Raw genomic sequence first — 20,959 nt, 5'->3', positions numbered from 1 at the left:
GGCCGTCACCGGCCCGTCCGGCAGGGCCGTCACCGGCGTCGGTCCAGCAGCAGGACGTCCACCGTGGAACCGGCCGCCGCGCTGGTCACCCGCTCGCCGAGCACCATCAGGCCGTTCGCCTCGGCCAGCCCGGAGAGGGTGTACGGACCACCCCGCAGCGGCTGCACCGTGTAGCCACCGCCGCGCCGCTCGGCCACGTGCGCCGGCCGGAACTCCCGCAGACCGGCCGGGGAGGAGACCGTCTCCAGCAGGTGCGCCCGGACGCTGGGCCGGAACACCGGCTCGGCGCCGGCCAGCAACTGGATCGCCGGCCTCGCCAGCACCTCGAAGCCGATCAATGCCGCACCGGGCTCCCCGGGTAGACACACCACCGGCACCTCCTCGGCTCCGACCGTACCGAACCCGAGCGCGCTCCCGGGATAGAGGGCGACCTCCATGAAGGTGACCGGACTGGCCCGGCCGCCGTCCCGGCGGGAGAGCACCCGGCGGATCATGTCACCCGGACCGGTGCCGCTGCCACCCGTAGTGACGATCAGGTCTGCCCGGAGTGTCTGGTCCTCCAGCAGCCCGCGCAGCCCTTCCGGATCGTCGTCGCAGATGCCCACCCGGTACGCCAGCGCACCCACCTCGGCCGCCGCGGCCGTGAGCGCGTGCGAGTTGACGTCCACCACCTGCCCCGGCTGGCTGGCCCGGCCGACGTCGACCAGCTCGTCCCCGGTCGCCACGATCACCACCCGGGGGCTCGGCCGGACCACCACGTGCCCGATGCCGGTGGCCGCGAAGACCGCGACCAGGGCCGGCGAGATGTACGAGCCGGAGCGGGCCAGCAGCGTACCGGCCGGCAGTTCCTCGCCGGCCCGGCGCAACCCGTAGCCGCGCTTCGGGGTCCGGAAGATCTCCACCGCCGCCATGCCCTGGTCGGTCCACTCCACCGGCACCACCACATCGGCGGCGATCGGCAGCGGCGACCCGGCGGCCACCGAGAAGCAGGCGCCCGGGGTGAGCCGGACGGGCCGCCAGCTCGCCGCGCCGAGGTCACCGACGACGTTGAGCCGCACCGGCCGGGAGTCGCCGGGCCGGGCGGCGCCGTAGCCGGCCCGCCCGGCACCCGCGATGTCCTCCCAGCGGGCCGCGTAGCCGTCGATCGCCGCCTGGTCGAAGGCAGGATAGGCGTGCGGCGCGACGACGTCCTCGGCGAGCACGTTGCCGTACGCCTGGGTGAGGTCGAGGTCGAGCGGGGGAAGCGCCCGCAACCTGCGCAGCACGCTGCCCAGGTAGTCGGCGAGCGGCGTCAGCTCGTTGGCGGCCGCCTCGGCATCGGCCGTCGCTGTCACACCGTCACCTCACCGGGGGCCGTCATGTGCGGCGGCCGGCGTCGGAGGCGACGAACTCGCCCAGCCACTGCCGGAACTCCGCACCCAGATCCTCGCGCTCGCAGGCCAGTTGCACCACCGTCTGCAGGTAGCCCAGTGGCATGCCGGTGTCGTAGCGGGTGCCACGGTAGACGATCGCGTGCACCGGCGTGCCCTCCTTCAGCATCAGCCCCATCGCATCGGTGAGCTGGATCTCGCCGCCGCTGCCCCTGCCGGTACGCCCGATCGCGTCGAAGATCCCGCCCGGCAGCACGTACCGGCCGAGCACCGCCAGGTTGCTCGGCGCGTCCTCCGGCTTCGGCTTCTCGACCAAACCGGTCACCTCGACCACCTCGCCGAGGTCGGCCAGTGCGGGATCGGCCGGCGACACCGAGGCGATGCCGTACCGCTTCGTCTCCTCCGGCGGCACCTCGAAGAAGGCGAGCACGATGCCGCCGGTGCGGGCCTGGAGGTCGAGCATGGCCGGCAGCAGCGGCTCGGCGAGATTCACGAACTCGTCGCCGAGCAGGACCGCGAACGGCTGGTCGCCGACGTGCGTCTCGGCGTACCCGACGGCGTGGCCCAGACCGAGTTGCTCCGGCTGCCGGCAGGTGTAGATCTGGGCCAGCTCGCCGGGGCGGCGCACCGCGGCCAGCAGCTCCGGGTCACCCTTCGCCTCCAGCCGCGCCTCCAGGTCCGGGCGCCGGTCGAAGTGGTCGACCATCGCCGTCTTGCCCCGACCGGTGATCAGCAGCACGTCGTCGAGCCCGGCCTGGGCCGCCTCCTCGACGATGTACTGCAGCACGGGGCGGTCGACGACCGGCAGGAGTTCCTTCGGCACCACCTTGGTGGCGGGCAGGAATCGGGTGGCCAGGCCGGCGGCCGGGATGACCGCCTTCACCGCCCGCCGTCCGGCCGTCGGGGTGGAGGAGTTGGCTGGGGTCGCTGCGTGGTCCGGCATGTCGCGAGACTATCGGCCACGACCCTGACGCGGCGGTTGTGGCCCGGATAACGCGCCGTCCGGGCCGCTCTCCGCGCTGACCGGTCCGGCTCCGTCCGGGCCGGGCCGCACGTCGTCGCGTACGGGTTCCGCGCCGCTGGACCCGGGCGCCGATCGGCCACCGGCCCGGGGCAGCCCGTCGTCCGGAGGCGTCGCCCCGGTCCGGACCGGAATCTCCTGAATCGTCAACCGCCCCCGCGCGGTGGCCATCCGATAGGTGTCCCGGCCCGCGGCCTTCGCCGCATAGAGCGCCTCGTCGGCCGCGACCAGCAGGTGTGGGCCGCTGGCGGCGTGGTCGGGATAGACGGCGACGCCGATCGACACGGTGACCGAGACCAGCGCCCGGACCGGGGCGGCAACGCCGGGCCGGGGCCGGATCGCGATCGGGGTCTCCCGGACGGCCGCTCCCAGCCGCTCCGCCACCCTTGCCGCCCCCCGGGCGTCGGTCTCCGGCAGGAGTACCACGAACTCCTCACCCCCCTGCCGGAAGGCGAGGTCGACCTCTCGCATGGTGCGCCGGATCCGCTGGGCGAACTCGGCCAGCACCGCGTCCCCCGCCGCGTGCCCGTACGTGTCGTTGACCTCCTTGAACCGGTCGAGGTCGAGGGCGAGCACGCTGAGCATCCGGCCGAAGCGGCTGGCCCGTTCGATCTCCCGCCGGACCGACTCGGTGAGGTAGCGGTAGTTCCAGAGCCCGGTCAGCGGGTCGGTCAGCGACAGCCGCTGCGCCTCCTCGTGCACCCGGACGTTCTCCATCGCCACCGCCGCGTGGTCGACGAAGCTGCGCAGGGTGACCAGGTCGGCGTCGTCGAACTCGTCCGCACCGAGCCGGTCGTACAGGGCCAGTACGCCGATCGTGGTGGACCCGCCGGACGGCGGCGGGCCGGCGGCGAGCGCCCTCGCCCGAGCCGCCGGACCGGGCTCGGCCGCCGGACCGGGTCGGCCGGCCGTGGTCGCCGGGCGCGCCGGCCGCCACCCGGTCATCGCCTCCGGGGCCAGCGTCGACACCGGTTCGGGAGCCGGTCCCAACACCGGCCCGGGAGCCAGCCTCGGCAGCGGCCCGGGGGCCGAACCCGACACCTGCCTCCACTCGGGCATCGGCACCCGCTCCACCTCCGACGCCCGCGCCGGCACCGGCACCCGCTCCACCTCCGGGGGCTGCTCCACCTCCGGGGCCCGCGCCGGCACCGGCTCCGGCAGTGTCGTGGACAGCGGAGGTGGCACCCGGCCGCCCGTGCCGGCGACCGAGAGCGGCACCGCGACGTAGGTCCGGCAGCGCGGCTCGCGCCCGTAGAGGCGCGGCCCGTCCCGGTCGAGCCGGCCCCGGCGCGGCTCACCGGTGGCCGCGACCCTGCCGAGCAGCCCTTCGCCGAGCGGTACCCGCAGCGCCGGCAGGTTGCCCGGGCCGCGCCGGTCGAGCCCTTCGGCGCATTCGCCGACCAGCACCCCGGTCCGCGAGTCGAGCAGCAGCACCACCCCGGCCCGGGCCCCGGTGGCCGCCATCACGGCCCGGAGCAGCACCTGGAGGATCCGGTGCAGGTCGTGCGTGCTGGCCAGGGTGTCGCCGAGCATCGCGAGCTGCTCACGCAACTGGTGCCGGCTGATCACGAGTGCCCGCAGATATGACTCCGCCTCCCGGGTCATCCGGTTGAAGCTGTCGGCGAGCCGCCCGACCTCCTCGGGGGCACGGACCCGTACCCGGGTCGCCAGGTCACCCTCGGCGACCCGGTCGGCGGCCCGGGCCAGCTCAGCCAGGGGCCGGGTGGTGGACCGGGCCAGCCGTCCGGCGGCCAGCACCGCGAACACCCCGGTGAGTAGCACGACGAGGCCGAGCGGCCCGTAGCGGGCCGTCGGCGGGTCGCGGGGCACCGACAGCACCAGCGGCAGCGGCTGGCCGGGGGCCGGGCCGACCCGCCGGACGAAGCGACCACCCTCCGCCCGGACGATCGTGTCACCGGAGATCCGGCGGGCGGCGGCGAGCACCGCGGCCCGGGATCCCGTGGACTCGGTACTCGGTGACTCGGCGCCCTGCGGACCGGCGCCCGCGGACGTACCCACCGGGTTGACCTCCCACGGCGGTGCCCCGGCGCCCGGATACGGTCCGGCCGGGCCGCCGGACGCGGAGCCCGCCGGACCGGTGCCCGGCGGCACCGGGGCCCGGGGCGTCGCGGCGGGTCCGGAAACGTCCCCGAGCAGGGTCACGGCAGTCCCGCTGGCGGCGGCGAGCTGCTGGACGAACGCCTCGTCGAGCACCTGCGCGGCCCAGACCGCGCCGTTCACCGCGCCCGACCCGTCCCGGAGATCCACCCGGGCCGCCAGCGCGCGGGGCGCCGCCTGACCGGCGCCGACAGGGCCGGTGCAGGACGCCCAGGGCCGTGCCGGCGCCGCCGGGGTGGCGAAGGTGACCGCACCGGTCGGGTCGCTGATCAACACGGCGGCTGCCAGACCGCGGGTCACCGTCTCGCCGGCCGCACCGCTGCGGTCGACCGGATCGGCGAGTACGGCGAGCGCACCGGCCGTGGCATGCAACTGCCGGCAGAGGGCGCCGACCGAGGTCCGCACGGCGTCGGCGGCGAGGTTGAGCCGGTGCTCGGACTGGTGGCGGCCTGCCGTGGCGACCGTGCCGGCGACGCAGAGCGCCCCGAGCAGCACCGGCCCGAGCACGACGGCGAGGAAAGCGGTGGTCAACCGTCCGCGCAGCGTCGTCACTCATCCCCCCGGAAGCTCGGCACCCGATGCTGCGATGCTGACCCCAACCGCAATGGTTAACCGGCCTGCCCCCGGGAGTGTTACGTGCCGGATTTTTCGGATGACAGCGTCGGCCCGACCAAGGCCGGGCTCCGCGCCACCATGCTCGCCCGCCGTCGGGCGCTGCCGGCCCCGGTCCGCCGGAGCGCCGCCGAGCGCCTCCGGGCCGACCTCCTCGCCCTGGTCCGGCGGGTACGCCCACACCGCATCGCCGGCTACGTGCCGGTCGGCGCCGAGCCCGGTGGACCGGAGCTGCCGGAGGTACTGGCCGAGGCGCTGGGATCGACCGGGCACCTTCTGCTGCCCGTGCTCCGGCCCGACCTCGATCTGGACTGGGCTCCCTACGACGGGCCGGGTTCGCTGGTAGCGGCCGGTCGTGGGCTGCGACAACCCGACACCGGCCGGCTCGGCCGGAGGGCGATCGGATCCGCCGAGTTGGTCGTCGTACCGGCGCTGGCGGTGGACCGGCGCGGGATGCGGCTCGGTCGCGGCGGCGGCTCGTACGACCGGGCTCTGGCCCGGGTCGCGGCCGGGGCCCTGACCGTGGCGCTGTTGCACGACGGCGAGTTGGTCGACTCGGTCCCGGGGATGGACCACGATCGTCCGGTCCGGGCCGTGATCACCCCGGGCGGAGGATTTCAACCCCTGGTCGCCACGTGACCGGCGCCCGTCCACCACCTGTCGACCGCCACCTGTCACCCGGCAACCGGGCCCGCCGGACGTCAGCCTCGACACTTCCGCTGGACGAAAGCAGGTACGATGCCGCACCATTGGCACTCGGATACGTCGAGTGCCAACCGAGTTGCAAGATCCGGAGGAGAACGTGCCCACCTACCAGTACGCCTGCACCGAGTGCGGCCACCAGCTCGAGGCGGTGCAGTCCTTCACCGACGAGCCGCTGACCGAGTGCCCGGCGTGCGACGGGCGGCTGCGCAAGCTCTTCAACTCCGTCGGCATCGTGTTCAAGGGCTCCGGCTTCTATCGGACCGACTCCCGCGGCAACGGCGCGGAGAACGGCAACGGCGCCGCGGCCAAGTCCGACCCGTCGAAGGGCGACTCCGCGAAGACCGGCTCCGGTGGCGACTCGGGGTCGAGCGGCGGCGGCACCGCCGGTTCGGCGAGCGGCAGCGGCGGATCCGGCCCGGCCGGCGACTCGCCGAGCACCTCGGGCAGCAAGCCGAAGGCGACGTCGTCCTCCTCGACCAGCACGAGCTGAGTCCGACCTGGCCCGCGGCGGACTTCGACCTGACCCGGTGGCGCAACGGTTATCCACAGGGCGCCGACCTATCCACAGGGCCTGGCTCTCCCGTCCCCTGTGCCTGGCCGCCTCGCCAACCTGCTACGCACCGGACGGCGCCGATCCCGCCGGCACCGCCCGTCTGACCGTGGTCCGACCGGGAGACCGACCCCGGCGGGACGACGCTCGGGCGCGCGGAACGCCGGTCGTTCGGTCAGCCCCAGTGCGGTGGACGGTCGGCGAGCAGCCGGTCGTCGTTGGAGTCGGGCCACTCGCCCCAGCCCTGGTCGGTGTCGTCCACGGACTGCTCCGGCGGCACCCGCAGGTCCCCCGTCGCCCGGACCGGCCGACGATCGTCCCGCCCGGCGGCACCGTCCGGACCGGCATGCGCGGCGCTCGCGGCACGGTCTTGCGCGGCACTCGCGGCGCGCTGCTCATCCGTCCCGGGCACCCGGCAAGCGTACCCGGCACCGCTGGCCCGCCGTTTCCGCCGGTGTCCCCCGGCGAGGGACCGGCGACGGCGCGGCTTGGTAGCGTCGGACAGCGTGACGACGCGGAGCGGGAGCTCTCCCGACGATGCCTTCTGGCGTCGACCCACCGGACCATCCGCCGACGCCCCCGAGTCCACGGAGACGCCGGGGTCGTCACCGACCCGGCCGGAGACCCACTACCCCGGCCCGCCGCCGAGCACCACCCCACCGCCGGGCTGGCGTCCTCCCCTCCACGTGAATCCGGCACCGCCCCGGCCGCTGCCGTCCCAGGACCATGCCGCCCTGGACGCCGCCGAGGGAAGCGCCCGGACGTTGACCTACGGCATCGGCATGGTGGGCGGCGCGGTGATCCTGGTACTGATGTGCCTGCTCTGCTCCCGAGTCCTGTTCTGAGGCCGGCAGGCTGTTGTGTCCCTGCCGGCTGCTCCTGCGGCCGCAGCTAGAGAACCCCCTGCCAGACCGCCTCGGCGCCGGTGTCACCGGTCAGGTAGACGTACCAGACGCTGATCCCGGCCAGGACCACCACACCCACGCCGAGGAGCAGGCCCAGCCATCCCGGCACGGAACGTCGGGCCCGGGGACCGGTCACGACGAGCAGCAGGATGGTCAACGCACCCAGGGCACTGCTCCACCAGAGTGTCAGTTCGCCGTAGCCCTCGTGTTCCGTCACCATCTGGAGGATCTCCGGCGGATAGTTGTTGGCGATCAACACGTCGCGCAGTTCCTCGCCGGAGCGCACCGCGAAGAACGCGGCGAGCGGTGCGGCCACCGCCAGGACCCCCGCCGCCCAGTCGAGCCTGCCACGAAACCTGGGCAGCACCGCATAGCCCGTGGCGACCAGTGCGAGCAGCGGCACGAAGACGACGGCCGCATGCACCAGCAGCGCGTGTGCGGGGAGCCCCATCACTTCCCTGAACACCGATGCCTCCTAACCGCTCCCACCGGGAGCCCCTGAGGGTACGAGGACGCGGGTCAGACGACCTGCGGTCTACACCCGTACACGGTGGTCGAGTCGGTCCGGTTCAGGTCGGTTCCCGCGCCGGTGCGGTCGCCCGGATCCGGTGTGGCGGCTGCCACCGTCGATCGGCATCCGCCTTGTTGCTGCCCGTTCCGCGTGCTGTGATGGTGAGATGACTGGCGAGGAACTGCTCCGGTCGAGGGGCCTTCGGGTCACCCGGCCCCGCCTCGCCGTTCTTGAGGTGCTGGCCGGCGGCGGGCACCTTGAGGTGGACGAGATCACCCAGCGGGTGCGGCAGCGCCTCGACTCCGTCTCCACCCAGGCGATCTACGACGTGCTCGGTGCGCTCTCCCGGGCCGGGCTCTCCCGCCGGATCGAGCCCGCCGGGTCACCCGCCCGCTACGAGGCGCGGGTCGGCGACAACCACCACCACGTGGTCTGCCGGGGCTGTGGCGAGATCGCCGACGTCGACTGCGCGGTCGGCTCCGCCCCCTGCCTCGACCCGATCTCGCAGCACGGTTTCGAGGTCGACGAGGCCGAGGTCACCTACTGGGGTCTCTGCCCGAGCTGCCAGCTGCGCCGGGCCACCGACGACTGATCCGGCGGCGGCGGACCGCGGTCACACCCCGACCGGACCGCCGTCACACCGTCTCCGTGGGTCCGCCGTCGCCGGGCCCGGTCGGCGCGAGGGCCCGCTCCACCGCTGACCAGGGCTCCCGAACGGGGGCGTCGACGCCGGCCGGGCAGGTGCGGCGGTAGTCGCACCAGCCGCACCGGGCGCCGGGTGCCACCGGGAAGGCCTCGTCGGGATCGGTGCCGTCGGCGACCGCCCGCTCGGCGGCGATGATGTCCCGCGCGGTCTCCTCCGCCCGGGAGAGCTGCCGGGCGAGCGACTCCGCCGAGTGGTCGTGCCCGGCGACCGTCCGGGTCGGCAGGTGGTGCAGCTCCACCCGCCGGCAGGGTTTACGGAAGACCCGCTCGGCGGCGTAGGCGTAGAGGGCGAGCGCCTGGGAGCCGCGCGCGTCGTCGGCGTCCAGCCCGGTGCGCCCGGTCTTGTAGTCGACGATCACCAGCTCCGGGCCGTCCGGACCCGGCCGCGAGTCGATCCGGTCCGCGCGTCCGTTGAACGCCAACACCGCGGTCTTGACCGCCACCACGCGCTCGACGCCCACCGGCTCGTCACCGGGGTCGAGGGTCTCCACGTAGGATTCCAGCCACTCCAGCGCGCGGCGGAACACTTTCCGCTCCTGCTCCTCGTCGCGGTAGCCCTCCCGGACCCAGGTGCCCTTGAGCAGGGTCGGCAGCACCTCGGGGCGGCGGCGGTCGGCCGGCAGCGCATACCAGTTGCGCAGGGCGGTGTGCACGCTCGCGCCGAGCGAGTTGTGCGCCCAGGGTGGACCCTTGGACGGCGCCGGGCGGTCGAGGTAGGAGTAACGGTAGCGGCGCGGGCAGTCCGTGTACGCGCCGAGCTTGCTCGGCGTGCAGACGAAGAGGCGCTCGGGCATCCCGTCGAAGCCCAACTGCTCGGGCTGGGCGTCACGCGGACGAGGGGGCCGGCTGCCGGCGGAGGATGGCCTTCGCACGCCCCCGATCCTGCCACGCCGGTCCGACACCCCCGTCGATCCGCAGCCCCGCCCGGAGTGGCGCGGCCCCGGCGCTCCGCAACTCCCCCGGCCGGAGTGGCGCGGCCCCGCCCGGAGTGGCGGGGCCGGACCGGTCAGCCGGCGCCGAGGTGTGCGGTGACGAAGGCGGCGACGGAGTCGGCGATGAGCTGCACCGCGATCGCAGCGAGCAGCAGGCCGGCGATCCTGGTCAGCACCTCGATCCCGGCCGGCCGGAGCACCGTGACCACGACGCCGGAGAAGCGCAGCGTCAGCCAGACCGCGAGCATCACCGCGACGATCCCGACCGCGATCGACAGGTAGTCCGCGCTCCCCTCCGCCTGCTGCACGAAGAGCATGGTGGCGACGATCGCGCCGGGGCCGGCCAGCAGGGGCGTGCCGAGGGGCACCAGCGCGATGTTCGAGGTGTTCTGCTCGCCGGGATCGTCGGACTTGCCGGTCAGCAGCTCCAGTGCGACGAGCAGCAGGAGCAGCCCGCCGGCGCCCTGGAGCGCCGGCAGGTCGATGTGCAGGTAGTCCAGGAGGGTCTGCCCGACCACCGCGAAGACCACGATCACCCCGAGGGCGAGCGCCACGGCCTGCCACGCGGCGCGTGTCCGCTCCCGCGCCGGAAGCTGACCGGTCAGGGCGAGGAAGATCGGCACCGCGCCCGGCGGATCGGTGATCACCAGCAGGGTCACCAGGACCTCACCGAGCAGCTTCAGATTCACGCGATCACGGTAGCCGGGTGTCCTGCGGCGTCCGTCGAGGTCAGCCCTGGTCGGTGAGTACCGGCACACCGCTGGCCGCCGCCACGATCCGCTCGTACGCCTCGGTCCCGGTGGTGTGCGCGCCGAGCCGGACGGTCTTGTGCGTGCCGTGGAAGTCCGACGAGCCGGTGACCAGCAGCCCCAGCTCGCCGGCGAGGGCCCGTACGGCGTCCCGCTCGGCCGGGGAGTGGTCCTCGTGCTCCGCCTCCAGGCCGGCCAGCCCGGCGGCGGCCAGCTCGACGATCAGCGAGTCGGGCACGATCCGGCCCCGGCGGGTGGCCCGGGGATGGGCCATCACCGGCACCCCACCGGCCTGCCGGAGCAGCCGCACCGCCCGGAACACGTCGATGTCGTCCTTGGGCAGCCGGTAGCGCTCACCGAGCCAGTTCGGGGTGAATGCCTCGTCGGTCGTCGCCACCAGGCCGGCCCGGATCAGCGCCTGGGCGATGTGCGGCCGCCCCACGGTGCCGCCGGCGGCGGTGCGGATCTCCGCCCAGTCGACGTCGATCCCGTCGGCGCGGAGCATCGCCACGATGCGCTCACCGCGGACCTCCCGGGCGGCGCGTACCCGGGCAAGCTCGGCGACCAGCTCCGGTGCGTGCGGGTCGAAGAGGTAGCCGAGCAGGTGCAGCGGGATCGAGGGCTCGGTGCCGTACCAGCGGCAGGAGAGTTCGGCACCCCGGACCAGGGTGAGTCCCGGCGGCCGGGCCGCGGCCGCCGGCTCCCATCCCGCCGTGGTGTCGTGGTCGGTCAGGGCGAGCACGTCGAGCCCGGCCTCCCGGGCGGCGCGGACGAGGTCGGCCGGGGTGAGGGTGCCGTCGCTGGCGGTGGAGTGGGTGTGCAGGTCGATCCGGGGACGGCCGCCGGAGTTTCCCGGCGGGACCGGTCCGGGTCCGTCGGCGGGGCTCACCGCCCGTCGTCCGGTGCTGCCATCCTCGGCACGAGCTGCCACTCCTCCGCCACGCCCTCGGGCAGCGGCACGGTCTCCTCGGTGCCGTCGGTGCGGCAGCGTACGACCTGCTCGGCGTCACCGGTCACCAGCGTGCGCTCGTCGGCCCAGACCGGCGTGACGGCGGCGGTCACCGGGCAGGAGACGACCCCCGGCGCGCCGTCGAGGACGCGATCGACCTCGATCAGGGCCACCTCGGAACCGCGCTGCCGCACCAGCCAGCGGCCGTCCGGGGCCAGCGCACCGCCGTCGGCTCCGGCATCGAGGCCCAGCCCGCAGCCGCCGCTGCGCACCCCCTGCAGCCGCCCGCTCGACGCGGCGATGCTGGCCAGGCAGTTCCGCGAGCCGTCTTCGTCCCGGACCAGCCCGACCAGGCCGTCGCCCCGGACCCCGTAGATCGCCGTCACCTCGGCGTTGCGGATCGGTTGGCGCTGCGGCCGGGTCAGGTCGACGAAACCGTAGCCCCGCGAGCCATCGGAGACCACGACCCGATCGCCGCTGAACGCCACCGGCCAGGTGCCGGCCGGGACCTCGACGTGATCCATCAGGGCCAGCCCCTCCGGACCGACGCGGGCGATGTAGAGGGTGGTGTCGAGCTGGAAGGCGAGCCGGTCCCCGTCCGCGCTCAGCGCCCACCGGTCATCCTCGCCGCTGAGCGCCACCGAGGTGCCGTCGGGGCGGAGGAACCTGACCTGTGTGGCACCGGCGTACACCCAGCCGCCGGGGACCCGGTAGGCCCGGGTCACCTCGCCGACCCCGCCGAGGCTCAGCCGCCGGCCGTCGGCGGTCCAGATCTGGCCGCCGCTGCGGATGTCCAGCCCGACTCCGGTGTCCCGGCCGGGTGGTGGCGGCTCCACCGGGGCGATCGTCACGTCGGCCAGGGAGTCGGCGGTGAAGCCGGCCGGCCCGGCGGTCGTCCGGCCCGGCAGCCAACCGCCGCCGAGCGTGGTGGCGCCGGCGGTGACCACGACCAGCGCGGCGGCCACCGCGACCAGCGAGCCGACGGCGCGGCGTCGGCGGGTGACCCGGCCGCGCCGGATCACCCGGCCGGCCGGGTCGTCGGCGGCCGGCGCCGTGTCGACCTGGGCGGCGAACATGTCCCGCAGCGAATCCTCCAGCATGGCCGTCACGCTTCCGCTCCGACCGCCGGTACGGGCGGAGCCGGCACCGTCAGGGCGGCTGCCGGCCGGCGGACCCCTGCCGGGCGCTGCCTGGGCAGCTCCGGCGTCACCGGACGTTGACCGTCGGCCGCATCGGCGGGCGTGAACCGCCCGGCATCGCCGCCACCGTCACCGCCGTCACCGGCGGGCGCGGCGACCGGACCGGCCTCGGCCTCCAGCGGTACCGCGCGACCGGCCTCGGCGCCGAGCCGGCGGCGGAGCGTGGCGAGTGCCCGCGAGGTCTGGCTCTTCACCGTCCCCGGCGAGATGTCGAGCAGCGCTGCCGTCTGGGCTTCGGAGAGATCCTCGTAGAACCGGAGCACCAGGACGGCACGCTGCCGGACGGGCAGGGCGCGGACGTGCCGCCACAGCCGGTCCCGTTCGAGCTGCTCCTCCATCTGGTCCGGAGCCGGCCGCTCCGGCAGCACCTCGGTGGGGCGCTCACCGTGCCAGCGCCGCCGCCACCAACTGGTCGCGGTGTTGATCAGGACCCGCCGGGCGTACGGCTCGACCGCCTCGATCTCGCCGAGCCGCTTCCAGGCCAGGTAGGTCTTGGTCAGCGCGGTCTGCAACAGGTCCTCGGCGGTCGCCCAGTCCCCGGCCAGCAGGTAGGCCGTGCGCAACAGGGCGGCCGAGCGGGCCGCGACGAACTCGCGGAACTCCTCTTCCACCGAGTGTTTCGGCGCCACCGCCGCCTCCCCCCGCCGTGCCAATTCGAAAGGCTGCCACAGGCTGACCCGCAGGTCTACGGCGGAAAGGCGCGATTCGGCTCGATGTTCGGGCGAGGGAACACCCGTCCCGCGCTGGCGTCACCGGTGGTGTCGCCAGCGTCACATCCGTCGCCCGCCCGGAGCACCCGGCGGCACCGGGCTGGAGGACCGTCAGGCGCCGTCGTCGGCCTTGGCCTCCTCGGCCTCCTTGCCCAGCCGCGCCTCGACCGCCTGCGGCTCGTACATCTCCTCGACCACGCGCAGGTAGAGCTCGTTGGGGTTGGGAAGATACTTGACCTCGCGGAGCGCCTGCTCCTGGCCGGCCGACTCGAGGACGAAGGTGCCGTAGTTGAGAGCGCGGCCGAGCGGGGTCTGCTCGTATTTCATGTCGGTGACCCGCAGCAGCGGCATCATCGCGACCTGCCGGGTGATGATCCCGTTCACCACCATCACCCGCTTGTTGGTCAGGATGAAGCGGTCGAAATACCAGTCCGCCACCCGCCAGGCCACCCAGCCCATCACGCCGAGCCAGATCAGCACCGCCACGGTGGTCAGCGCGCCGACCTCCTGGCCGGCGAGGAAGCCGGAGAGGTAGCCGAGCACGAAGGTGGCGAGCAGGCCGATCAGCAGCGGGGTGGCCAGATAGATCTTGTGCCGCTTCCACTCGCCCCGGTAGCGCTCGGTCGGGAAGAGGTAGCGGGCCACCAGCGAGGTCGGCTCGTCCTCCAGCGGCAGGACCCGGCGCGGCCCCAGCGGCATCCCGGAGGCGTCGACCCGCAGGCCGGCGAGCTCCTCCTCGGAGATCTCCGGACCCTGGTCGGGGTCACGGACCCAGCCCCGGGTGCCGGCCCGGCGCTCACCGTAGCCGATGCCCTCGGAGTAACTCGGCCCGTCCGAATAGGAGGGGCCGGCGGAGTAGTCGGGGCCGGTGCCGAACTCCGGCCCCTCGTCCGGTGGCACCCGGGGGATCGGTTCGGTGTCCCGCTCGCCCCGTCGACGATCGTCGTCGTCTTCGGGATCGAGGGGTCCACCGGACGGGTTGCCCATCGGCGGCGGCTAGGCGACGAGGTCGGTGAAGAAGTCGCCGAAGCCCTGGGCAACGTCCAGGATGCTCGACCCCAGCGACTTGAAGACGTCGGCGGCCGACGACGGCTGATAGGCGATGAAGAAGATCAGGAAGGCGATACCGCCCCAGGTGAAGACCTTTTTAAGCATGGCGGGCCATCCCTCCGTGCGGTGCCGGGTTGCGAGCCGCGGCAAAACCCAGAGTAGCAGTCGGCTGTGCTGCGGGAAATAATCCGCGTACGCCCTCCGCCCCAGCCTGGCTGGCCATTTCAGACCCTCCCGTGCAGGTAGGGGGACGGAGCACCGTACACGAGCTCGGGTGGTGTCCACTCGGTCAGGTCGTGGAGTTCGACGTCTTCCGCGAGGAGGTAACCCGCACTCGCCGGCCAGGCTATCGCATAGAGCCAGATCCCCCGAGCTTCACCGGCGTAGGCGCTCCGGTCTGTCGGAGATTTTACTGCCCATAGTGGAGTGGGGTGGCCGTCCGCCCTGACCTTGGCGTGTGCGATCCGCTCGGCGGAACCGGGGCCGGGGTCGGTAAGCGCCTCGGCGAGCTGCGGCCCGGGATCGATCCCGACGGCACCGGCCAGCCGGGTGCCGAGGCCGACTCCGGGCTCCTCGGCGACGAGGATCAGGTCGGCGGGGCCGCCGCCGAGCGGATCGGGCCCGGTGCAGGCCACCGCGGTCGCGCGTACGCCGCTCCGGTCGTCACCGGCCCACCCGACGCCGGTCATCGTCCAGCCCTGCGGGAACGGCCAGGGGCACCAGAGCGGCATGGAGCCGCCGCGGGCGCCCGGGGCTCCGGTCTCCGGGCCGGCCGCAGGATCGCGGTCGGCGTTGATCCGGTCGACGACGCTGGCCACGATCTCCGGACCGATGTGCTCGGCGACGTGCAGCGGAGGGACGGGGCCGCAGTCCGGACAGCGCCAGGCAGTATGCATCAGGTCCGGCGCTCGGACCGGACCGCCGCAACGGGGACAGCTGACCGCAACTCCCACGACAACTACAGTCCACGCAACACCGCCCCCAAGTCAAGGCGAACCGACCTTTTCGGTCGTTCTGCGTATGGTCGGGGCGCCTTCGCCTGTCCCGCAGCAGCGCGGCCGGCCCGCGCACCTTGCTCAGGATTGCCCGTCGGGTGGTGGTATCTCCCCGTAGGTTCGGATCCACGCGTGCATGGCGATGCCGCTGGCCACTCCGGCGTTGATCGACCGGGTCGAGCCGTACTGGGCGATCGAGAAGACCGCCGAGCAGGCCGTCCGGGCCGGTGCGGAGAGCCCTGGCCCCTCCTGCCCGAAGAGCAGGACGGAGCGGCGCGGCAGCACCGCACTCTCCAGCGGCCGAGATCCGGGCAGGTTGTCGATGCCGATCAGCGCCAGGCCGGCGGCGCGGCACCAGGCAAGAAACGCCTCGATCGTCTCGTGGTGCCGGACGTGCTGGTATCGGTCGGTCACCATGGCGCCCCGCCGGTTCCACCGCCGCCGCCCCACCACGTGCACCTCGGCCGCCAGGAAGGCGTTGGCGTTGCGGACCACGGTGCCGATGTTGAAGTCGTGCTGCCAGTTCTCGATCGCCACGTGGAAGTCGTGCCGCCGCAGGTCCAGATCGGCGACGATCGCCTCCCGCCGCCAGTAGCGGTACCGGTCGACGACGTTGCGCCGGTCGCCCCCGGCGAGCAGTTCCGGGTCGTAGCGGGGATCGGCGGGCGGCTCACCCGGCCACGGCCCGACTCCGACCTCGAGTTCGACCTCGGCACCCTCCACGAGTCCCGAGGGTACGGCCCACCGCCGGCCGCCCCGGCGCAGCCCTCAGCGAGCCGGTGCGGGCCCGGCGCAGCCCTCAACAGGCCCCGGCGCAGCCCTCGGCCGGCACGGCTTGCCCTCAGCCGGTCGGGCGCAGGCCCAGTGCCTCGCCGAGTTGGTCGAGGACCCGCCGCTGCTCCGGTTCCACCGGGTCGCCGAAGGGGCGGGGTCGGCCGTCGGAGCCCGCCGCCCGGCAGACCCGGGCGGCGACCGACTGCACCCATTGCCGGTAGGCGGCCGAGTCGGCCGGATCGGCGTGCCGCGCCAGCGTCTCGACCACGGCCCGGCAGGAGAGAAGCAGCTCGGCGAGGTCGCCATCGGCGGCGCCGGCGCGGACCGGCGCGGACCGCCCGTCGTCGGACTCGGCGTAGATCGCCACGACCACCGACCGGACCAGTTCACTGTCGAACGACCGGCCGGCGGCGATGCCGTCCAACCCGGCCAGCCCCGCGGTGACCGCCCGGACCGGGTTGTCCGGCCCGGCCGACGAGGCCGCGACGATCACCCGGCCGGGCAACCGGACGAGCAACTGCCACTCGTCGGGCGGGTAGCCGGCCGTGGTGCCCGGCCAGACGCCGTGCGGGGCACCCAGCGGGTCCGGAGATCCGGTCTGACTCATGGCGGCCTCCCGCCTCAGCATATGCCCCTAGTGAGCAGAAGGCCCGTTTCCGCCCGAAAGGTGCGGCACCGGTGTCGCGTGCCGCCGCCCCGATCCGAAAGGTGGTGGGGGGCGGCGGTGATCGTCGCTCCGGCGGCAGCAGGTGGCCGCCCGCCCGGGGTCGGGGTGCCGAGCGGTCTGGGCGTCGATTCGACGGGGGCCGCCAGGACACGGAAAATACCCCGGACGCAATGAGCGGCGGGGCCCTCCCCGGCACCCGCCGCCCACGCTCTGATGGAAAGATTCTGCCCGACCCGACCCACCGGACAGAAGAGTCTGACCCGAGACAGCGGTCACAGTTACCGTTTTGTAATGTTACTGTACGTGCGCAAGCGTACGCACCACAGCATCCGTTATGTCACCTGTTTTCGCTTGTCGACCGGCAACTTTCCAGATCACAAACCGGCTGGCCAGCACGATCACTGGAAACGCTCCCATGACTCTCCGTCATCGGGGTGTGTCACCAATGTTTCACTTCCAGGTCTGCCGGACAAGGGACCGCCGTCGATGCCAGACCGGAAACGAGCATCGATACCGGCCCGTAACGTGAGCTGCGGCACGATGACCGTTTCAATCTCCCGGGCCGGGGAATTCGGAGGGGGTCAGCCGGGTTCCCCCAGTCGTAAGGCCAAATTGCGGTGATCGGAGTGATCAATGGCGACCGTTGAGCTGACCACAGCCAACTTCGACGAGGTGACCGAGAAGCCCGGCACCGTGCTGGTGGACTTCTGGGCGGACTGGTGTGGTCCGTGCAAGCGGTTCGGCCCGGTCTACGAGCGCTCCTCGGAGAAGCACCAGGACATCGTCTTCGGCAAGGTCGACACCGAGGCGCAGCAGGAGATCGCCGCGAAGTTCGACATCCGATCCATCCCCACGATCATGGCGATCCGGGATGGCGTGATCGTCTTCGCCCAGCCGGGCGCCCTGCCGGAGTCGGCGCTGGAGTCGCTGATCGAGCAGGTCCAGGCCCTCGACATGGACGACGTGCGCCGGCAGCTGGCCGAGCACAGCCACTGACGGGCGCGGCAAGAAGCCTTCCGGCCGGACACCACGGTGTCCGGCCGGAGTCGTCTCCGGGCCGGTGTCGACGACCGACCCGGGCTCACTCCACGTGGGCGAGATAACCCGACAGCGTACGATCCAGGATCTCCGGGCCGGGCAGCGCCCAGACGTCGGCGTTGAAGACCTCGACCTCGATCGGCCCCCGATAGCCGGCGGCCTCCACCGCCTCCCTGAACCGACGCAGCTCGACACAGCCGTCGCCGGGCAGCACCCGGCCGAGCAGCACTCCCTCGGGGAGCGGGGTGGCCCAGTCGGCGACCTGGAAGCAGGCGATCCGCTCCTCCCGGCCGGCCCGGTCGAGCTGCGTCCAGACCTGGTCGTCCCACCAGATGTGGTAGGTGTCCACCACCACGCCGACCGTCTCGGCCGGATGCGGCGCGGCCAGGTCCAGCGCCTGGCCGAGGGTGGAGACCACGCAGCGGTCCGAGCAGTACATCGGGTGCAACGGCTCGATCGCCAGCCGTACCCCGGCGGCGCGGGCGTGCGGCACCAGCTCGCCGATCGCCTCCCCGACGTGCCCCCGGGCCGCGTCCACGTCCCGGCTGCCCGCCGGCAGTCCGCCGGAGACCAGCACCAGTACCGGCGCGCCGAGGGTGGCGGCCTCGTCGATCGCCCGGCGGTTCTCGTCGTACCAGTCGGGGGTGTTGAAGAAGCCGCCCCGGCAGAGCGAGGTGACCGCGATGCCGGCGTCCCGGACGAGCCTCGCGGTCTTCTCCAGGCCGTGTTCGAGGGTCTCCTCCCGCCAGAGCCCGACCTGGCGTACGCCCGCCGCCAGGCAGCCGGCGACCAGGTCGGGGATCGGCCAGTACCTGGCGGTGGCCTGGTTGAACGAGAACCGCGCGGGGACGGTGCTCACCGGTCCCGCTCCCCGTCGAGCTCGGGGATCTCGATGCGCCGGCCCTCGCGGGCCGAGGCGAGACCAAGCTCGGCGAGCTGCACGCCGCGCGCGCCGGCCCAGAGGTCCCAGCCGTACGGCTCGTCGGCGACGACGTGCCGCAGGAACAGCTCCCACTGCGCCTTGAAGCCGTTGTCGAACTCGTCGTTGTCCGGCACGACCTGCCACTGCGACCGGAAGTCCTCGGTCGCCGGCAGGTCCGGGTTCCACACCGGCTTCGGCGTGCCCGCCCGGTGCTGGATCCGGCAGTTGCGCAGCCCGGCCACGGCGCTGCCCTCGGTGCCGTCGACCTGGAACTCGACAAGCTCGTCACGGTAGACCCGGACCGACCAGGAGGAGTTGATCTGGGCCACGATCCGGCCGGACTGCCCCGGCCGCTCGATCTCGAAGATGCCGTACGCGGCGTCGTCGGCGGTCGCGTCGTAGCGCTCGCCGGCCTCGTCCCAGCGCTGCGGGATGTGCGTGGTGACGTGCGCGGCCACCGTGGCGACCCGGCCGAAGATCTGCTCCAGCACGTAGTGCCAGTGCGGGAACATGTCGACGGTGATGCCACCGCCGTCGGCGGCCCGGTAGTTCCAGGACGGGCGCTGCGCCGCCTGCCAGTCGCCCTCGAAGACCCAGTAGCCGAACTCGCCGCGCACCGAGAGGATCCGGCCGAAGAAACCGCCCTTGACCAGCCGGTCGAGCTTGCGCAGGCCGGGCAGGAAGAGCTTGTCCTGCACGACGCCGTGCTTGATGCCGGCGGCGTCGGCGAGCCGGGCCAGCTCGACGGCGCCGGAGAGGTCCTCGGCGGTCGGCTTCTCCGTGTAGATGTGCTTTCCCGCCTCTATCGCCAGCCTCAGCGCCTTCTCCCGCTGGGCGGTCACCTGCGAGTCGAAGTAGACCTGCACGTCCGGGCGGGCCAGCGCGGCGGGCAGGTCGGTGCTCCACTCGGTCAGCCCGTGCCGCTGCGCGATCTCCTGGAGCTTGGTCTCGCTCCGGCCGACCAGGATCGGTTCCGGCCAGAGCCGTCGGCCGTCGGGCAGGGACAACCCACCCTGTTCCCTGATGGCCAGCAGGGACCGGACCAGGTGTTGCCGGTAGCCCATCCGGCCGGTCACGCCGTTGAGCACGATGCCGATCGGGGTGCGGCCCATGTACGTCGCCTCCTCAGGCTGGCTGTTCCGCGGTGCCACTCGTCGAGCGCGCGGGGTTCGGTGTGGTGGGGTCGACCTGGCGCGCGATGGTCGCGGTTGGAGCACGCCGTACGCCGGTAAGCGCTTTCCCGGAGCACGCTACCGACTCCCTCCGGATTCCGGCAAGGCCATCCCACCGCCCCGACGATCTTCCGCGGGCCGCCGGAGCGGAGGGGCCGCACCGGGTCCGTCGCCGGACCGGGCCGCCCGTGACGGGCGTGAATGGCCCGCACCCGTCCGCGCTATCCTCACCAGCAACCGGCCACCGGGCGGTCGGGGAAGGACGGGTGATGGCCACTCTGGCGGATGTCGCGCGGCGGGCCGGCGTGTCACCCGCCACCGCGTCCAGGATCATCAACGGCAGCCCCAAGCCGGTGACCGACGCCCTGCGCGAGCGGGTGCTGGCGGCGGTCGAGGAGTTGCAGTACGTCCCGAACGCCCACGCCCAGCAGCTCGCCCGCAACCACCGCAGCGCGGTCGGGCTGATCGTGCACGACGTCTCCGACCCGTACTTCGCCGAGATCACCCGTGGCCTGCAGCGGATCGCCACCGAGCACGGCCGGCTGGTCATCATCTGCAACACCTACCGCGACCCCGACAAGGAGCTGGAGTACGTCGAACTGCTCCGGGCCAACCAGGCCGCCGCGATCATCCTCGCCGGCTCCGGCTACCACGACGAGCAGTTCACCCTGACCCTCGACGCCAAGCTCCGGGTCTACCAGTCCACCGGTGGCCACGTGGCGGTGATCGGCCGGCACGAGCACTCCGGGCACGCGGTCATCCCGGCCAACGAGGCCGGCGGCCACCTGGTCGGCACCGAACTGTACGGTCTCGGCCACACCCGGATCGGTGTCGTCGCCGGTCCCCGGCACCTGACCACCACCACCGACCGGATCGCCGGGCTGCGCCGGGCCGCGCGCGAGCACGGCCAGAAGCTCACCGCCCGGCAGATCGTCTACGGCGACTTCGACCGCTCCGGCGGGGTCAGCGGCGCCGCCACCCTGCTCGACAGCCAACCCGGGATCACCGCCATCGCCGCGCTCAACGACTCGATGGCGATCGGCGTGCTCGCCCTGCTCCGTTCCCGGGGCATCGACGTGCCCGGCCGGATCAGCGTGGTCGGCTTCGACGACATGCCGATCGCCCGCGACCTCACCCCCGCGCTCACCACGATCCGGCTGCCGCTGGCCGACATGGGCGCCCGGGCCATGACCCTCGCGCTGCAACCTCCCGAGCCGCTGAACACCCCGCAGGTCGAGCACGTCGCGGCCGAACTGGTCCGCCGGGAGAGCAGCGCGCCTCCCGCGCCCGGCGGGTAGCCGCGGC

General features: G+C 73.4%; 23 protein-coding genes. 6 read left to right on the top strand and 17 right to left on the bottom strand.

Annotated features, from left to right (window positions below; genetic code table 11):
* Positions 1-29: 29 nt before the first annotated feature.
* Genes glp through ACN27G_RS34785 form a run of 3 tightly spaced genes read right to left on the bottom strand, consistent with a single transcriptional unit; the run spans position 30 to position 5,040 of the window.
* Entirely contained in the window at positions 30-1,334 is a 1,305-nt protein-coding gene (glp, locus tag ACN27G_RS34795; protein WP_421496867.1) for a gephyrin-like molybdotransferase Glp, read from the bottom strand.
* Between the two features lie 22 nt (positions 1,335-1,356).
* Positions 1,357-2,313: a UTP--glucose-1-phosphate uridylyltransferase gene (locus tag ACN27G_RS34790; protein ID WP_421496866.1), complete on the bottom strand. Its 957-nt coding sequence runs from the start codon at positions 2,311-2,313 to the stop codon at positions 1,357-1,359.
* A gap of 9 nt (positions 2,314-2,322) precedes the next feature.
* On the bottom strand, positions 2,323-5,040 hold the full coding sequence (locus tag ACN27G_RS34785; RefSeq protein ID WP_421496865.1) for a diguanylate cyclase: 2,718 nt from the start codon (positions 5,038-5,040) through the stop codon (positions 2,323-2,325).
* Positions 5,041-5,145: 105 nt separating this feature from the next.
* Between ACN27G_RS34785 and ACN27G_RS34780 the strand changes: the two genes are divergently transcribed.
* Entirely contained in the window at positions 5,146-5,760 is a 615-nt protein-coding gene (locus ACN27G_RS34780; RefSeq protein ID WP_421496864.1) for a 5-formyltetrahydrofolate cyclo-ligase, read from the top strand.
* A 130-nt stretch (positions 5,761-5,890) separates the two neighbouring features.
* Entirely contained in the window at positions 5,891-6,316 is a 426-nt protein-coding gene (locus ACN27G_RS34775) for an FmdB family zinc ribbon protein (protein WP_421496863.1), read from the top strand.
* A 235-nt stretch (positions 6,317-6,551) separates the two neighbouring features.
* Here the strand turns inward: ACN27G_RS34775 and ACN27G_RS34770 are convergent, their stop codons facing one another.
* Positions 6,552-6,788: a hypothetical protein gene (locus tag ACN27G_RS34770; protein WP_421497633.1), complete on the bottom strand. Its 237-nt coding sequence runs from the start codon at positions 6,786-6,788 to the stop codon at positions 6,552-6,554.
* Between the two features lie 94 nt (positions 6,789-6,882).
* Here ACN27G_RS34770 and ACN27G_RS34765 point away from each other — a divergent pair, with 94 nt between their 5' ends.
* Positions 6,883-7,221, top strand: a complete 339-nt coding sequence (locus ACN27G_RS34765) for a hypothetical protein (protein WP_421496862.1) — start codon at positions 6,883-6,885, stop codon at positions 7,219-7,221.
* A gap of 46 nt (positions 7,222-7,267) precedes the next feature.
* Here the strand turns inward: ACN27G_RS34765 and ACN27G_RS34760 are convergent, their stop codons facing one another.
* The gene (locus ACN27G_RS34760; protein ID WP_421496861.1) at positions 7,268-7,747 is read right to left on the bottom strand and encodes a hypothetical protein; all 480 of its coding nucleotides are present in this window, start codon (positions 7,745-7,747) and stop codon (positions 7,268-7,270) included.
* Between the two features lie 211 nt (positions 7,748-7,958).
* On the opposite strand from ACN27G_RS34760, the gene ACN27G_RS34755 reads away from it, so the two are divergent.
* The gene (locus tag ACN27G_RS34755; RefSeq protein WP_421496860.1) at positions 7,959-8,384 is read left to right on the top strand and encodes a Fur family transcriptional regulator; all 426 of its coding nucleotides are present in this window, start codon (positions 7,959-7,961) and stop codon (positions 8,382-8,384) included.
* A gap of 43 nt (positions 8,385-8,427) precedes the next feature.
* Here the strand turns inward: ACN27G_RS34755 and ACN27G_RS34750 are convergent, their stop codons facing one another.
* From ACN27G_RS34750 to ACN27G_RS34705, 10 genes are all read right to left on the bottom strand, one after another.
* Positions 8,428-9,369 carry a RecB family exonuclease gene (locus tag ACN27G_RS34750; protein WP_421496859.1) on the bottom strand — a complete coding sequence of 314 codons (942 nt, stop codon included), beginning with the start codon at positions 9,367-9,369 and terminating at the stop codon, positions 8,428-8,430.
* A gap of 134 nt (positions 9,370-9,503) precedes the next feature.
* Entirely contained in the window at positions 9,504-10,118 is a 615-nt protein-coding gene (locus ACN27G_RS34745; RefSeq protein WP_421496858.1) for a MarC family protein, read from the bottom strand.
* A gap of 40 nt (positions 10,119-10,158) precedes the next feature.
* Positions 10,159-11,067, bottom strand: a complete 909-nt coding sequence (locus ACN27G_RS34740) for a PHP domain-containing protein (protein WP_421496857.1) — start codon at positions 11,065-11,067, stop codon at positions 10,159-10,161.
* Positions 11,064-12,236 carry a hypothetical protein gene (locus ACN27G_RS34735; protein ID WP_421496856.1) on the bottom strand — a complete coding sequence of 391 codons (1,173 nt, stop codon included), beginning with the start codon at positions 12,234-12,236 and terminating at the stop codon, positions 11,064-11,066. Before ACN27G_RS34735 ends, ACN27G_RS34740 begins: the two co-directional genes overlap by 4 nt.
* Positions 12,233-12,955, bottom strand: coding sequence for a SigE family RNA polymerase sigma factor (locus ACN27G_RS34730; protein ID WP_421496855.1), 723 nt, complete (start codon positions 12,953-12,955; stop codon positions 12,233-12,235). The genes ACN27G_RS34735 and ACN27G_RS34730 overlap by 4 nt, the downstream gene beginning before the upstream one ends.
* A gap of 192 nt (positions 12,956-13,147) precedes the next feature.
* On the bottom strand, positions 13,148-14,023 hold the full coding sequence (locus tag ACN27G_RS34725) for a PH domain-containing protein (RefSeq protein WP_421496854.1): 876 nt from the start codon (positions 14,021-14,023) through the stop codon (positions 13,148-13,150).
* A 9-nt stretch (positions 14,024-14,032) separates the two neighbouring features.
* Positions 14,033-14,191 (bottom strand): hypothetical protein, encoded by a 159-nt coding sequence (locus ACN27G_RS34720; RefSeq protein WP_421496853.1) that lies wholly within the window; start codon positions 14,189-14,191, stop codon positions 14,033-14,035.
* A 119-nt stretch (positions 14,192-14,310) separates the two neighbouring features.
* Positions 14,311-15,039: a DUF6758 family protein gene (locus ACN27G_RS34715; protein WP_421496852.1), complete on the bottom strand. Its 729-nt coding sequence runs from the start codon at positions 15,037-15,039 to the stop codon at positions 14,311-14,313.
* Positions 15,040-15,162: 123 nt separating this feature from the next.
* A complete protein-coding gene (locus ACN27G_RS34710; RefSeq protein WP_421496851.1) occupies positions 15,163-15,804 on the bottom strand; it encodes a TrmH family RNA methyltransferase in 642 nt (213 codons plus the stop codon).
* A 118-nt stretch (positions 15,805-15,922) separates the two neighbouring features.
* Complete coding sequence (locus ACN27G_RS34705; protein ID WP_421496850.1) at positions 15,923-16,462, bottom strand: hypothetical protein; 540 nt, start codon at positions 16,460-16,462, stop codon at positions 15,923-15,925.
* A 693-nt stretch (positions 16,463-17,155) separates the two neighbouring features.
* On the opposite strand from ACN27G_RS34705, the gene trxA reads away from it, so the two are divergent.
* A complete protein-coding gene (gene trxA / locus ACN27G_RS34700; protein WP_421496849.1) occupies positions 17,156-17,518 on the top strand; it encodes a thioredoxin in 363 nt (120 codons plus the stop codon).
* Between the two features lie 85 nt (positions 17,519-17,603).
* Here trxA and ACN27G_RS34695 read toward each other — a convergent pair whose 3' ends face one another.
* Positions 17,604-18,419: a sugar phosphate isomerase/epimerase family protein gene (locus ACN27G_RS34695; RefSeq protein WP_421496848.1), complete on the bottom strand. Its 816-nt coding sequence runs from the start codon at positions 18,417-18,419 to the stop codon at positions 17,604-17,606.
* A complete protein-coding gene (locus ACN27G_RS34690) occupies positions 18,416-19,594 on the bottom strand; it encodes a Gfo/Idh/MocA family protein (protein WP_421496847.1) in 1,179 nt (392 codons plus the stop codon). Before ACN27G_RS34690 ends, ACN27G_RS34695 begins: the two co-directional genes overlap by 4 nt.
* A gap of 329 nt (positions 19,595-19,923) precedes the next feature.
* On the opposite strand from ACN27G_RS34690, the gene ACN27G_RS34685 reads away from it, so the two are divergent.
* On the top strand, positions 19,924-20,952 hold the full coding sequence (locus ACN27G_RS34685) for a LacI family DNA-binding transcriptional regulator (RefSeq protein ID WP_421496846.1): 1,029 nt from the start codon (positions 19,924-19,926) through the stop codon (positions 20,950-20,952).
* The last annotated feature ends 7 nt before the right edge of the window (positions 20,953-20,959 follow it).

It is taken from the genome of Plantactinospora sp. WMMB334 (genome assembly GCF_049179095.1).
Classification (GTDB): Bacteria; Actinomycetota; Actinomycetes; order Mycobacteriales; family Micromonosporaceae; genus Plantactinospora.
Note: the sequence above shows the minus strand (reverse complement) of the source record. Positions and strands in the feature narration are given on the sequence as shown.

Coding starts and splice junctions, on each gene's coding strand:
- ACN27G_RS34790 (WP_421496866.1), bottom strand. CDS start 2,313: ATGCCGGACCACGCAGCGACCCCAGCCAACTCCTCCACCCCGACGGCC.
- ACN27G_RS34705 (WP_421496850.1), bottom strand. CDS start 16,462: ATGAGTCAGACCGGATCTCCGGACCCGCTGGGTGCCCCGCACGGCGTC.
- ACN27G_RS34685 (WP_421496846.1), top strand. CDS start 19,924: ATGGCCACTCTGGCGGATGTCGCGCGGCGGGCCGGCGTGTCACCCGCC.
- ACN27G_RS34720 (WP_421496853.1), bottom strand. CDS start 14,191: ATGCTTAAAAAGGTCTTCACCTGGGGCGGTATCGCCTTCCTGATCTTC.
- ACN27G_RS34755 (WP_421496860.1), top strand. CDS start 7,959: ATGACTGGCGAGGAACTGCTCCGGTCGAGGGGCCTTCGGGTCACCCGG.
- trxA (WP_421496849.1), top strand. CDS start 17,156: ATGGCGACCGTTGAGCTGACCACAGCCAACTTCGACGAGGTGACCGAG.
- ACN27G_RS34690 (WP_421496847.1), bottom strand. CDS start 19,594: ATGGGCCGCACCCCGATCGGCATCGTGCTCAACGGCGTGACCGGCCGG.
- ACN27G_RS34725 (WP_421496854.1), bottom strand. CDS start 14,023: ATGGGCAACCCGTCCGGTGGACCCCTCGATCCCGAAGACGACGACGAT.